Source organism: Leisingera sp. ABD4_442 (assembly GCF_056160905.1).
The window spans coordinates 71,728-84,431 of the sequence record NZ_JBSWYB010000006.1; the positions used below are offsets into that span (position 1 = coordinate 71,728).

Annotated in this window: 14 protein-coding genes; 9 read left to right on the forward strand and 5 right to left on the reverse strand. The window is 60.1% G+C overall.

The annotated features are described in order from the left end of the window. The first annotated feature begins 49 nt into the window (after positions 1 to 49). Entirely contained in the window at positions 50 to 577 is a 528-nt protein-coding gene (locus ACXAHG_RS07135; RefSeq protein ID WP_475040153.1) for a L,D-transpeptidase family protein, read from the forward strand. A 79-nt stretch (positions 578 to 656) separates the two neighbouring features. On the opposite strand, the gene dalA is transcribed toward ACXAHG_RS07135, so the two are convergent. Then, positions 657 to 1,139, reverse strand: a complete 483-nt coding sequence (gene dalA / locus ACXAHG_RS07140; RefSeq protein ID WP_475040154.1) for a divisome-associated lipoprotein DalA — start codon at positions 1,137 to 1,139, stop codon at positions 657 to 659. Between the two features lie 170 nt (positions 1,140 to 1,309). Here dalA and ACXAHG_RS07145 point away from each other — a divergent pair, with 170 nt between their 5' ends. Next, on the forward strand, positions 1,310 to 1,927 hold the full coding sequence (locus ACXAHG_RS07145) for a L,D-transpeptidase (protein ID WP_475040155.1): 618 nt from the start codon (positions 1,310 to 1,312) through the stop codon (positions 1,925 to 1,927). A 138-nt stretch (positions 1,928 to 2,065) separates the two neighbouring features. Further along, positions 2,066 to 2,248, forward strand: coding sequence for a hypothetical protein (locus tag ACXAHG_RS07150; protein ID WP_024092111.1), 183 nt, complete (start codon positions 2,066 to 2,068; stop codon positions 2,246 to 2,248). An 80-nt stretch (positions 2,249 to 2,328) separates the two neighbouring features. Here ACXAHG_RS07150 and ACXAHG_RS07155 read toward each other — a convergent pair whose 3' ends face one another. From ACXAHG_RS07155 to ACXAHG_RS07165, 3 genes are all read right to left on the reverse strand, one after another. Further along, complete coding sequence (locus tag ACXAHG_RS07155) at positions 2,329 to 5,331, reverse strand: aminotransferase class III-fold pyridoxal phosphate-dependent enzyme (protein ID WP_475056570.1); 3,003 nt, start codon at positions 5,329 to 5,331, stop codon at positions 2,329 to 2,331. A 71-nt stretch (positions 5,332 to 5,402) separates the two neighbouring features. Beyond that, the gene (gene hemH / locus ACXAHG_RS07160; RefSeq protein ID WP_475040157.1) at positions 5,403 to 6,464 is read right to left on the reverse strand and encodes a ferrochelatase; all 1,062 of its coding nucleotides are present in this window, start codon (positions 6,462 to 6,464) and stop codon (positions 5,403 to 5,405) included. A 111-nt stretch (positions 6,465 to 6,575) separates the two neighbouring features. Further along, positions 6,576 to 7,406, reverse strand: a complete 831-nt coding sequence (locus ACXAHG_RS07165) for a methyltransferase domain-containing protein (protein WP_475040158.1) — start codon at positions 7,404 to 7,406, stop codon at positions 6,576 to 6,578. A gap of 13 nt (positions 7,407 to 7,419) precedes the next feature. On the opposite strand from ACXAHG_RS07165, the gene ACXAHG_RS07170 reads away from it, so the two are divergent. The 4 genes from ACXAHG_RS07170 to ACXAHG_RS07185 all read left to right on the forward strand — a co-directional run bounded on the left by ACXAHG_RS07170 (position 7,420) and on the right by ACXAHG_RS07185 (position 9,774). Further along, complete coding sequence (locus tag ACXAHG_RS07170; protein WP_475040159.1) at positions 7,420 to 8,148, forward strand: double zinc ribbon domain-containing protein; 729 nt, start codon at positions 7,420 to 7,422, stop codon at positions 8,146 to 8,148. 82 nt (positions 8,149 to 8,230) lie between these two features. After that, complete coding sequence (gene grxC / locus ACXAHG_RS07175) at positions 8,231 to 8,488, forward strand: glutaredoxin 3 (RefSeq protein ID WP_475040160.1); 258 nt, start codon at positions 8,231 to 8,233, stop codon at positions 8,486 to 8,488. Between the two features lie 15 nt (positions 8,489 to 8,503). Continuing rightward, complete coding sequence (locus tag ACXAHG_RS07180) at positions 8,504 to 9,334, forward strand: carbon-nitrogen hydrolase family protein (protein ID WP_475040161.1); 831 nt, start codon at positions 8,504 to 8,506, stop codon at positions 9,332 to 9,334. Then, the gene (locus ACXAHG_RS07185; protein WP_475040162.1) at positions 9,334 to 9,774 is read left to right on the forward strand and encodes a MarR family winged helix-turn-helix transcriptional regulator; all 441 of its coding nucleotides are present in this window, start codon (positions 9,334 to 9,336) and stop codon (positions 9,772 to 9,774) included. The genes ACXAHG_RS07180 and ACXAHG_RS07185 overlap by 1 nt, the downstream gene beginning before the upstream one ends. A gap of 284 nt (positions 9,775 to 10,058) precedes the next feature. On the opposite strand, the gene ubiG is transcribed toward ACXAHG_RS07185, so the two are convergent. Further along, positions 10,059 to 10,805: a bifunctional 2-polyprenyl-6-hydroxyphenol methylase/3-demethylubiquinol 3-O-methyltransferase UbiG gene (gene ubiG / locus ACXAHG_RS07190; RefSeq protein WP_475040163.1), complete on the reverse strand. Its 747-nt coding sequence runs from the start codon at positions 10,803 to 10,805 to the stop codon at positions 10,059 to 10,061. Between the two features lie 50 nt (positions 10,806 to 10,855). Between ubiG and pip the strand changes: the two genes are divergently transcribed. Further along, positions 10,856 to 11,836 (forward strand): prolyl aminopeptidase, encoded by a 981-nt coding sequence (gene pip, locus ACXAHG_RS07195; RefSeq protein ID WP_475040164.1) that lies wholly within the window; start codon positions 10,856 to 10,858, stop codon positions 11,834 to 11,836. Next, positions 11,833 to 12,678, forward strand: a complete 846-nt coding sequence (locus ACXAHG_RS07200) for an ABC transporter substrate-binding protein (RefSeq protein WP_475040165.1) — start codon at positions 11,833 to 11,835, stop codon at positions 12,676 to 12,678. Before pip ends, ACXAHG_RS07200 begins: the two co-directional genes overlap by 4 nt. The last annotated feature ends 26 nt before the right edge of the window (positions 12,679 to 12,704 follow it).

Below are 12,704 nucleotides of genomic sequence, written 5' to 3' on the forward strand. Positions count from 1 at the left end.
TTCGCGCTATGGCCAGAATAGAGGTAAAAAAGAAAATACAGGCTCAAAGATGGACAGACGGGCATTTGGACTGGGCGCTGCTGCTAGCATAGCATTGGCAGGCTGCAGTACCACTGGCGGCGCAGTAAGCAGATTTCAGGCCTATGACGGGCCCAAGGTCACATCGATTGTGATCAACAAGGGCGCGCGCAAACTTTACCTCATGCACAACGAAGACATTTTGCGTGAGTACAAAGTTGACCTTGGCTTCGCACCGCTTGGCCACAAGCAGTTTGAAGGGGATGGAAAGACCCCTGAAGGGACTTACCTAATTGACCGCCGCAATCCCAACAGCCGCTACCATCTGTCAGTTGGGATTTCTTATCCGAATGCCCAAGACAGGGCTCATGCCCGGGCGCAGGGTAAGCGTCCGGGCGGTGAGATATTCATCCATGGGCAGCCGAACAATTCCAAAGAACGCAAGCGGGCAGCCCGGGTCGATGACTGGACGGCGGGATGCATCGCCGTGACCAACGAGGAAATCGAAGAGATTTATGCGATGGTGCAAGATGGTACCGCGATCGCATTGCGGCCGTGAGAATGCGCTGCACTGGCTGCCAGGCTCAATTCTGAGCTGGCATGGCCGGGATGCTGGGAAGGAAGCTGCGCCTTTTGGCTCAGCTGCCCATCACCAAAGTCCACCAGATTTTGCCATTCGGCTCCTGAAACCAGGAAAAGCCCATATTCGTGGCTTTGGGGTCCAGAATCACGGCGCGGGTTGCTGGCTGCTCCAGCCAGGCAGACAGGGTCTGCTGCTCGTTCTCATAAGTTTCAGAGATGTTTTCTCCAAGCAGCGTGCCTGTAAACCCAGCCCGTGCAACCCGGTCGAGCGGCGAGGAGCCGTCCGAGCCGAAATGCCAGGGCCTGTTCTGAACCGACATGTCGCGCGAATGGGTGGCCGCAGCAGCAGTTAATTCTGCATTCAATTGAACGGCTTGCGCACCAGAGGCCTGACGCAGGGCATTGACGGAATCAAGCATCCGGATCTGCACTTTGTCGGCATTCCTGATGCGGTACGTGCTGCCCGATTCCGTTGCGGGCGTACAGGCCGCAACGACGGTCAGAATTGCCGCGGCCATCAGCAGAAAAACACGATTCATTTTGCTCTCTCGCTCCGTCAGTTGCGGATGGATTTATCCTTCCTGTGGCAGAGGTGCAAACGGACCGGCAGAAATATGCAGACATGCTGGCCGGATTGATTTGCGACTGCGGCTTTCCAGCCATAGAATGGCGCGACCCTAGACCCAGATTGCGCAAGTTGGAAAGAGTTATGTCCCGGAACCCATTTGAAAGTTTCAGCAGGCGGCAATTCCTTGCCGGAGGTGCTGCCCTGATCTCCACGCCGGCTATGGCGCAAGACGATGATGACGCAGTGCAGCAAACCTATGACCCGCTGCGCCCGCCTCCGGAACCGGAGCCCCCGGTCAAGCGTAATATTTCCGCCTTCCGCGCCAAGTCCTGGCGGCCGTATTTCGACAATCTGCGCAGGGGAGCGATCCTGGTGGATATTGACAGCCGGGCTTTGCATTACTGGTCTGAGGATGAAAGCGTCTATAAGCTGTTCCCCTCTTCCGTGCCTTTGTCAGATGATCTGACCCGTCGCGGCCGTACCCAGATTGTGCGCAAGGTCGAAGGGCCGAGCTGGGCGCCGACCCCCAATATGCGCAAGCGAAACCCGGAGTGGCCCGCCTTCATTCCGCCTGGTCCGGACAATCCCCTGGGTTCTCATGCTCTGTATCTGAGCTGGAAGTACTACCGCATCCACGGAACCCACGATACCCGCAAGATCGGCCGCAAATCTTCCAACGGATGCATCGGGCTGTACAATGAACATATCGCCGATTTGTTTAGCCTGACCAAAGTCGGCACGCAGGTGTTGCTTATTTGACGACACTTGAGCCGGCGCTAAGCTGTTAACTATAACAAGCAATTGCAATCCCGCGTCTTTGCTGGTTAGAAAAAATTACGAGGTAAGTCTTGGGTGCGTGGTTCAGTTGTTTGATCCGCGCAAATTCTGGAGGTTAACATGAAAAAACTCGTTATCGCTGCTGCGCTGACCGCTGCTGCTTCGACTGCCACTGCTGGCAACCTGTCCGAGCCGGTCGTTGAACCGCCGGTCATCGTTGAAGAAGCTCAGGGTTCTTCCAGCGGCATCCTGCTGCCGCTGCTGCTGCTGGTTCTGGTCGGCGCAGCTGTTGCATCGAACTAATTTCGATACACGGTTTCAGAAAAGGCGGTGGTTCTCCACCGCCTTTTTTGTTGCCTGAGCGCCAGGAAGGGGAAGGACCGTCAGGCCGCCTCTCCCAGGATCTTGTCTAATACGGCAATGATCATGCCTGCATCTTCGCTACCAATGGTGAGGGGCGGACGGATCTTCAGAATGCTGTCCTTGGGGCCTTCGCTGCCGATCAGGATACGGTGATCCCGCATCCGGTTCTTGACGTAACAACAAATCTCCGTCGCCTCGGAGCCGTCCGGGTTGATCAGTTCCAGCCCCAGAAACAACCCCATGCCGCGGACATCGCCAACGCAGGCATGTTTCTGTTCCAGTTTGCGCAGACCCTCGATCAGCTGGCCGCCTATCACACGGGCGTTTTTCTGCAGGTTTTCGTCGTCGACGATTTCTAGCACCTCCTTGCCGATCCGGCAGGAAAGCGTTGAGCCGCCGAAGGTCGAAAAGAACTCAGGCCCGCTGGCAAAGCTTTCGGCAATCGCCTTGGTTGTCACCAGCACCCCCAAAGGGTGGCCGTTGCCAATGGGTTTGCCCATCACCACGATATCCGGCAGCGCGCCCTGGTGTTCGAAGCCGAAGTAGTAATCTCCCAGGCGGCCAAGGCCAGTTTGCACCTCGTCGGCGATGCAAACACCACCGGCAGCGCGGATTTTTTCATAAACTGCGGGTAAATAGCCTTTGGGCGGGATGATTTGACCGCCAACCGAGGGGAAGGTTTCAGCGATGAAGCCGGCAACACCGTGGCCTTTTTGCTGAAGGCTTGCGATAGCCGGATCCACCAGATCAGCAAATTTTTGCGCCCTCTGCGGATCGTTGCGGCGGAAGGAACCGCGGTAGTCATCGGCGACTTCCACCAGTTCGACCCAATCGGACTGGCCCGCGCCGCCAGGCTTGTTGAACTTATAGGCAGAGATATCTATCGCACCGGTAGTGTTGCCGTGATAGCCATGGTCGGGTGTCACCATGCCCTTGGCACCTGTATGGGCACGCGCCAGACGCAGCGCCAACTCGTTGGCCTCAGTGCCGGAATTGACGAAAAAACAGACTTCGAAGTGATCCGGCAGCTTTGACAGGATCTTTTCGGCAAAAGCAGTTTGCGCCGGATGCAGATAGCGGGTGTTGGAGTTCATCCGCTTCAGCTGATCTGCTGCGACGGCCTGGATACGGGGGTGCGCGTGGCCGACGTGGGGGACGTTGTTGTAGGCGTCCAGATAGGGGCGGCCCCACTCGTCAAACAAATAGTGCTTCCAGCCGCGCACCAGCATCACCGGGTCGTTGTAGGTGAGGCTCAGGTTGCCGCCGAAATGCGCCCGCCGCCCGGCTAGAACCTCGCCCTTGTCGGTGGGGTGATAGCGGACTTTTTCGTCCGGCAGGTTCAGCAGGGCTGAGGGATTCGGGCAGACCGCGCGCCATAGGTACATCTCGTCGGGGTCCCCGACTCCGGGCCAGTCGGCCTCGATCCCCTCAGTGGTCAGGGCCAGCTGGAAATGCACGTGCGGCGCCCAGCCGCCGTTTTGGCTGGGGTCGCCCAGGCGGCAGAATTGCTGCCCTTTTTCCACCACGTCACCGGGTTTCAGGCGGTCGAGGAATTCCGGGTTCAGGTGGCCATAGAGCGTAAAGAATGGGTCCCCCTCAGGCGTTTCGTGGCGCAGGATGATGACCCCGCCATAGTCCAGATGCCCGGCCCGGTATTCGGCCACAAAAACTTCACCACTTAAAGGAGCAAACATTGGCGTCCCTGCTGGGGCAAAGGCATCCACTGCCAAGTGCACCGTGCGGCGGTCGCTGGCCTTCCACGGCCCCTTGCGGAAAGCCGGTTCCGCATAGATCAGCCGTGGTTCGTGATAGTAGCCAAGCCAGATACGGCCATTATCCTCGAACTCCTCACCGACCTTGGCGGCTTCCTCCAGCGGCATGTGGAACGGGTTCTGTGGCCAAGTGGAGTGTTCCACCGACAGTGAGCCCATCGGTGCATTCGCAAGGTCCTCGCCCATCAGCGGGGCGAAATTGCCGCGTTCCAGTTTCAGCCAGGCCATCACGCGATCAGCACCATTCACCACCGGAAGGCCGCAGGCGGCGCGCAGCCGAGCGGTCAGCAGGCCGCCATGAAGCGCGTTGCTTTCGAGGAAGCGCCAAGCAGGGGCTTGCGAGATAGTGACATAGGGATCGTCCGGGTTCTCCGCTGCCATTAGGGTCGAGTTCACCACGCTGACGGCCAGCCGCGTGCGAAGCAGCACCCAGACCATGTCCACTTCAGCGGGTGTCAGCGGATAGGCCTGGTGATAGCCTGCCACCAGTGAGGCGAGGGCGGCTTCGGGGGCAGGGTGGTCCAGCACTATATAGGCCGCGGCAATCGCTAGGTCGCAAACACGCGGTGCGGCGCACATGTCGCCCAGGTCAATGAGGCCGGACACCCGGCGCGGCTCGCCCAGCTCACCTGAGACCATGATGTTGTAGTCATTGGCGTCGTTGTGGATAGCCTGTTTGGGGAGTTGCGCCAGAACAGGCTCTAACTTGGCAAAATCAGCGGAAATATCTCCCAGAATCGCTCGGCGCGTGGGATCGGAAATGCAGGAGAGCTGATCCGTGATCCAACCCGCGAGCATCAGATCCCATTTGAAGTCGCGCTCCAGCCCTTCGTGCCGGAAGTCCGCCAGCGCCTTGGCTGAGCCGCCCAGCACCTGACCGATCTCATGGATCAGCGCATCGCTTTTAGGTTCTGCCTTGGCATAACAGCGGCCGGGAAGCTGGTTTAGCAGCCAGACCAGCCGGTTCTTGCCGTCTTCATCCGTGATCGTCAGTAGGGATTCACCGCTGGCGGAAGCAATCACCCGCGGGCAGGGCAGGTCCGGCTGGCGTGCAGCGATATGCTCAAACGCCTTCACCTGCATATCGACCAGCCAGGCCTCGCAGCCCGGGCGCATTGCTTTCAGGATGTACCCCTGGCCATCAGCCTCCTTGGCCAGAAAATTCAGGTCGTATTCCCCATCCAGGCGGGTCAGCTCCGCCTTGATGCCCCAATGCTGTTTCAGGGCGGCGGCCCAATGCTCAAGCGTCATCCAAACTCTCCCCGGTCTGCCGGTGTGCCCGGCGATCCTATATTGGATCCTATGTGGACCGGGACGGGAGCTTAGTCCAGCCAGCCTTTCAGGTTCTGCTCGATTACGCCGGCCAGTGCCGCAACGTGATCCTCATCATCGTTGAGGCAGGGGATATAGAGGAAGTCTTCACCGCCTGCGTGCTCAAAGCTTTCGCGGATCTCTTCGTTGATCTCTTCTAGCGTCTCGATGCAATCGGCGGAGAAGGCCGGCGCAATCACCGCGATGTTCTTCTTGCCCTCCTTTGCCAGCGTGGCGACGTGATCGACGGTATAGGGTTTCAGCCACTCCTCGGGGCCGAACACTGACTGGAAAGTGGTGGCGATCTGGGTGTCGTCCCAGCCCAGTCGTTCTTTCAGCAGCCGCGTCGTCTTCTGGCACTGGCAATGGTAGGGATCGCCCTGCATCAGATAGCGTTTGGGCATCCCGTGGTAGGAGACCACGAGGATGTCAGGGCGCTTTTCTGCTTTGGCATAGGCTTCTTCAACCGAACGCGCCAAAGCGTCGATATAGGCGGGCTGGTCGAAATAGGGTTCAATTGTGCGGGCGGCGGGCTGCCAGGGCTCTTCCATCAATGCGCGGAAGAACTGGTCGTTGGCGGTGCCTGAGGTGGCGCCGGCGTATTGCGGGTAGAGCGGCACAAACAGGATCTTCTGACAGCCGGCCTTCACCATTTCCCGCACCTTGGACTTGGTCGACGGGTTACCGTAGCGCATGCAGAAATCGACCATCACCTGATCGCCGTAGCGCGCTTTCATCACCTCTGCCATCTTGGTGGTCTGGTCTTTGGTGATGGTCATCAGGGGGCTTTCACCCTTGTCGTGGTTCCAGATCGACTTGTAAGCCGCGCCCGAGGAGAACGGCCGCTTGGTCAGGATGATCAGTTGCAGCAGTGGCTGCCATTTCCAGGACGGGTAGTCGATCACCCGCTTGTCGGACAGAAATTCGCTCAAATACCGGCGCATCGGCCAGTATGAGTAGTCGTCCGGGGTACCGAGGTTGGCCAGCAGGATGCCGACTTTCTCTGCCGGGACTTTGGGATGATCGGCAGGGGCGTGGGCAGGGCATTTGGCGGTCCGGGCGGCGTCCAGCATGGGCGGTTCCTGTAGGGCTTGGAAATTCGGTGATCGGGGGAAGTTACTGTCTTTACGAGCGAAAGGCCAATTGGATCACATTGGCGCAGCCATAGGTGCAGATTATCGGGATCAGAGCTTGGATTCCGGCACTTTCAGGGCATCGGCCAGACGCATCTGGGCAGAGCCGGGACGCAGGGGTTTCTGCTGGCTGTCCGAGGGCGACCAGCCGGTGAGGCAAACCAGCTCGAACGTGGCTGGCAGGCGGCCTTCGGGGGTGGCGAAATGCTCCCGGTAGATGTGGTCTGCCAGCTGAAACAGCGCCCGCGGCGCCGGGCGTTTCAGGCGCTGGGTCAGAACGTTGGTCTCGCCCATGTCGCGCAGGTCGTGGACCAGGTGGGTCAGGTCGCGGTATTCGGCCGTGAGCGGCACCAGATCGGCCACCGGCAGGGCAAACCCCGCCCGCTGCAGCAGGCCGCCCAGATCGCGGATTTCCCCCATTGGCGCGATGCGGGGCGACAATCCTCCCATCACCACGGTCTCAGCCTCGGCCATGGCGGCGCGCAGCTCGTGCAGGGTCTGGCCGCCCAGCATCGCAACCAGCAGCAACCCGTCTTCCTTCAGCGCGCGGCGGCATTGGATCAGCTGACCGACCGGGTCATTGGCCCAATGCAGGGCCATGGCGTGGATCACCACATCATGGGCGCCTTCCTCCAGCGCCAGCACATCGTCGTCCGGAACAAGTTTGGCAGCGGGGAGGAACCCCTCCCAGACCTCCGGGAAGGGGCAGACCACAGCGGGCGCTGTAAAGGTTCTGTTAACCAAGCTCAGGCGATCCTCGGCCTCGTCCCGTGCCATCTGATGCAGGAACAATGCGTCCGCGCGCCGGCGGGCACGGCGGGCTGCCAAAGTCCGGCGGTCAAAAAGCTGCTGAGGTGCCTGATTTCCGGGTGCTTGTGTCATGGGGGCTATTTAGATGCTGCTGGCCGGGATTCAAACCGCTGTTTCGCTGATTTATCCTCCGCAATGTATGGGTTGCGGCGGGCTGGTCGATAGCGACTTTGGCCTCTGCGGCAACTGCTGGGCGGATATGCATTTCATCAGCGGTACGGTGTGCGAGGCCTGCGGTGTGCCTCTGCCGGGGGAGGCGGATGGCTTCCGGCTGGAGTGCGATAGCTGTCTGCGCCATCCGCGGCCATGGAGCCAGGGCCGGTCGGCGCTGCTCTATGAAGGGCAGGGGCGCAAGTTGGTGCTGGGCTTGAAGCACGGCGACCGGACTGAAATTGCGCAGACGGCAGCGGGCTGGCTGGAACGGGCGGCGCAGCCACTGCTGCAGGATGATCCGCTGCTTTGTCCGGTACCGCTTCATTGGACGCGGATGTTGAAGCGCAAGTACAACCAGTCGGCATTGCTGGCGGCGGCGCTAGCGAAACGCAGCGGTTTGGACCATTGCCCGGGTTTACTGGTCCGTTCGCGTAAAACCCCGGCGCTTGAAGGTAAAACCCGGGATCAGCGCTATCAGTTACTCGGCACCGCAATCACGGTGCACCCGCGCCGCTTGGATCGGATCAAGGGCCACTCTGTCCTGATTGTGGATGACGTGATGACCTCCGGTGCAACGCTCAGCGCCTGTGCAGATGCCTGCCTGCAGGCCGGTGCCGCAGATGTGCGCGTCGCGGTTCTGGCCCGGGTCACGCAAGCGTGAGGCAAAGGGCCGCCCACTGGCAATTGTTGCAATGGACCCCCAATTCCTCCACAACCTTGCAAACCAGATCATGGGGTCCTGAATGAAAACCGTTGAAATCTACACCTCGCCTCTCTGCGGCTTCTGCCATGCGGCCAAGCGCCTGCTGAACCAGAAAGGCGTTAGCTTTTCCGAGATCAACGTGCTGGCGCAGCCGGATCGCAAAGCTGAGATGATTGAGCGTGCCAACGGCGGCCGTACCGTGCCGCAGATCTTTATCGGCGAGACCCATGTGGGCGGCTGCGACGACCTTTATGCGCTGGAGCAGGCGGGTAAGCTCGACCCGCTGCTGGCGGCCTGAACCCGGAGACCTGATATGCGCACAGCTTTGCTGCAGATGACATCCACCGACATTCCGGCTGAAAACCTGGAAACGGTGAAAGCGATGATGGCAGAGGCTGTGCGCGGCGGGGCGGGTTTTGTGCTGACGCCCGAGGTCACGAATTGCCTCTCCGGCAGCCGCACCCATCAAAACAGTGTCCTTTGCCACGAGGAGGACGATCCAACCCTGGCCGCCCTCCGTGATGAGGCTGCGAAACACGGCATCTGGCTGCTGTTGGGTTCGCTGGGCATCAAGACCCACGACGATGACGGACGCTTTGCCAACCGGCAGTTCCTGATTTCACCGGAAGGAACCATCAAGGCGCGCTATGACAAGATTCACATGTTCGATGTGGAAGTAACGCCCGAGGAAACCTACCGCGAATCCGATGGTTACCGCCCGGGCACACAGGCGGTTGTTGCTCAGACGCCCTTTGCCAGTATCGGCATGACCATCTGCTATGACGTGCGCTTCCCGCATCTGCACCGGGCCTTGGCCAAGGGCGGCGCGCAGATCATCACCGCGCCCGCGGCGTTTTCCTACGTTACCGGTGCTGCACACTGGCATTCATTGCTGCGGGCCCGGGCAATTGAGACGGGGTGTTTCGTTCTGGCGCCCGCGCAAACCGGTAAACACCCGGCCTCGCGCGGGCCAAGCCGCAAAACCTATGGCCACACGCTGGCCGTGGCGCCCTGGGGCGAGGTTTTGGCCGATGCGGGCCAGGAACAGGGTGTGACTTTCGTTGATCTCGACCTGGAAAAAGTGGCAGAAGCACGAAAGCGCGTTCCTTCCCTGACCCACGACCGGGAGTTTGACGGACCCTGATGGATGAGACCAATGCCCTTGCGGTATCGCTGTTCAGCGAAATACTCATGGCTGACCAGCTGGCCCGGTCACGCCTCAGCAAAGTGCTGCCCAAGGGGATGGAGCTGTCGCATTTCTCTGTTTTGAACCACTTGGCCCGCGCCGGGCTGGAACGCTCGCCCGCACAGCTGGCCAAAGCGTTCCACGTAACCCGCGGTGCAATGACCAACACGCTGAGCAAGCTGGAAGTGGCCGGCTATATCCATGTGCGGCCCGATTGGGATGATGCGCGCCGTAAGATGGTTGCGATCAGCCCAGCCGGCAAACAGGCCCGGGATGCAGCTTTGGCCGGAATTATTCCGGTGATTTCCGAAGTGGTGGGTGAATTGGGCAGCGACCGGGTCCGTGCGGCCTTGCCGATCTTGCGCGAATTGCGCGGCAAACTCGAAGCAAGCGGTTAGCTGTTGATAATAAAGAAGGGTGCCTGCAAGCAGACACCCCTCTTCCCCATCAGTCCCCATCATCCGTGAGTGGCGGTTGAATAAACTATTGGGTAGACCCACCAGTTAAGGCAGCAAGCATTCACTCAGTTTTGGGGCTATGCCCCGGTTTCGGATCTCAAGACATTCCAAATCCGATATCTGACGCTATCAAGCCCTGCTCCGTTTCTAAAGAGTGCATAAGGATTACCACCTATCCTTAAGGATAGGCTTTGGCCCTGACAGGTCTTTTCATATATTGGGCTCTAGCCTGGCTTTACGCTGGCAGTCACATAGTTCACCGAAAGATCCCGTTCCGAGATTGACCAGTTCCACGTGATCGGATTGAATACAAACCCCTTGCGGTCCACAGGTTTTAGGCCGGCATTGCGTAAAAGTTCGAACAACTCATCCGGGGTAATGAACTTGGACCATTCATGAGTCCCGCGCGGCAGCCACCGCATGATCACTTCGGCGCCGACAATCGCCATGGCAAAGCTCTTGGGATTGCGGTTGATGGTCGAGCAGATTTCCAGCCCGCCGGGTTTCAGCAGGTGCCTTGTGGCCGTCAGATAGCTGAGCGGATCGGCCACATGCTCCACCACTTCCATGTTCAGAACCACGTCGAACTGCTCGCCGGCCTCTGCCAGCGCTTCGGCGGTTGTGTGGCGGTAGTCAATTTCCAGCCCGGACTGCTCTGCGTGGATGCGTGCGACGGGCAGGTTGCCCTCTGCTGCATCGGCGCCCACTACCGTTGCGCCCAGCCGGGCCATTGGTTCGCTCAAAAGCCCGCCGCCGCAGCCGATGTCCAGCAGCCGCAGCCCATCGAACGGGTGCTGTGACGTGAGGTCGCGGCCGAACTCGCCAGCGATCTGGCTGGTGATGTAATCCAGACGGCACGGGTTCAGCATGTGCAATGGCTTGAATTTGCCATGCGGGTCCCACCACTCCGCTGCCATCGCCTCGAATTTTGCGATTTCCGCAGGGTCGACAGTGGATTGAGTCGCTTGCATTCCTGTCTCCGTGTGCTCTTTTGTAGTCTGACGTTTCACTAAGGTCAGTAATGGATAGATACCCGGACCAAAAGCGCGCTGTGCATTATCTTTACCCGCCGGTCGAACCCTTTGACCAGCGCATGATCGACGCAGGCCAGGGCCACCGCATTTATGCGGAGCAAAGCGGCAATCCCAATGGCATTCCCGTGATTGTGTGCCATGGCGGTCCCGGCGGCGGCAGCAGCCCGGCGATGCGGCGCTACTTTGATCCGCATGTCTACAGAATTATCCTGTTCGACCAGCGCGGCTGCGGCCGCTCGCGCCCCTATGCGTCCTGCGAACATAACACCACTTGGCATCTGGTGGCGGACATGGAGCTGATTCGACGCCAGCTGGGTATCGAATCCTGGATCTTGTTCGGCGGCAGCTGGGGCGCGACGCTGGCCCTGATTTATGCCCAGACCCACCCGGACCGGGTGCAACAGGTAATTCTGCGCGGTGTGTTCCTGATGACCAAAGCAGAGTTGGAGTGGTTCTATGGCGGCGGGGCGGGCAAGTTCTGGCCGGAAACCTGGGCCAAATTTGTCGGGCTGATCCCGGACAGTGAACGCGGCGATATGATCGCGGCTTATAACAAGCGGCTGTTTTCCGGGAACCTGGACGAGGAAGTGCGCTATGGCCGCGCCTGGTCTGCTTGGGAGAACGCGCTGGCGTCGGTGCATTCCAACGGTCAAAGCGGTGAAAGCCCTGGCGACTATGCGCGTGCCTTTGCCCGGCTGGAGAACCACTATTTCATCAACCATGGCTTCCTTGACTACGATGGGCAGATCCTCGCCAACATGGGGCGGATTTCGCATATTCCGGGGATCATCGTGCAGGGCCGATATGACATGATTTGCCCCCCGTCGTCGGCCTGGCGCTTGAGCGAGCTGTGGCCAAATGCGGAGTTGAAGATGGTGCGCAATGCCGGCCATGCTTTGTCGGAGCCGGGAATCAGCGCTGAGCTGGTCCGGGCGATGGACCGGATCGCAGGAGAACTTGTCCCATGACGCGCATTGACCGCCGCGCGCTGTTTACCTCAGGTGCTGCTGCCGCTTTGCTGGCCGCGGCTGGCGGATCATTGCATGCTTCCCCTAAGGCAGGTGGTGTGCTGCGCCTGGCGGTGCCGCGCGATGGCGGCATGCTGGAACAGGCCGCCCGCGGTGCGGTTTATGACACGCTGACTGAGATTGCCCCCGATGGGCTGCTGCGCGGTGAGCTGGCCACGGCCTGGCACTCCACGGCGGATGCTCGAACCTGGACCTTTGATTTGCGCGAAGATGTCGCTTTCCATGACGGAACGCTGCTGACGGTTGATGATGCCGCTGCGTCGCTCGCCGCTCAAGGGATCACCGGAGCAGATATGCAGGCCGTCACTGCGCTGGGCAGCCAGCAATTGCTGGTCGAGCTTTCGCAGCCCAATCCCCACCTTCCCTATCTGCTGGCTGGCGCCGATCAAATGATTGCACCCGGCGGCCAATTGCCTATGCCTCTGGCAGAAGCGGTTGGCACTGGCTGTTACAAGGTGGAACGTGCCCAGGAGAATCGCCATTTCCGTGCGTCCAAGGTCTCGAACCATTACAAAGCCGGCGCCGCTGGCTGGGTGGATACGGTTGAAATCATAGTGATCCCCGACGCGGCAGTCCGCGCCGAAGCGCTGCGCGACGGCTATGTCGATGTGGCAGCCTTGCCGGAACCGCGCGGCCTGCTGAAGCGGGGGGAGTTCCTGTATCATCCCTCCTCCACCAATATGGCGCTGGCGGCCCGGCACACCGTCGGCATCCCCCGCAAGGTGGGCCAGCGCTCTGTCCTGGACGATGGCCGTATCGCCGAACGCTGGTGGCTGGCCTAGGCATGCTGTTTAAGGGAGGCCTTTAG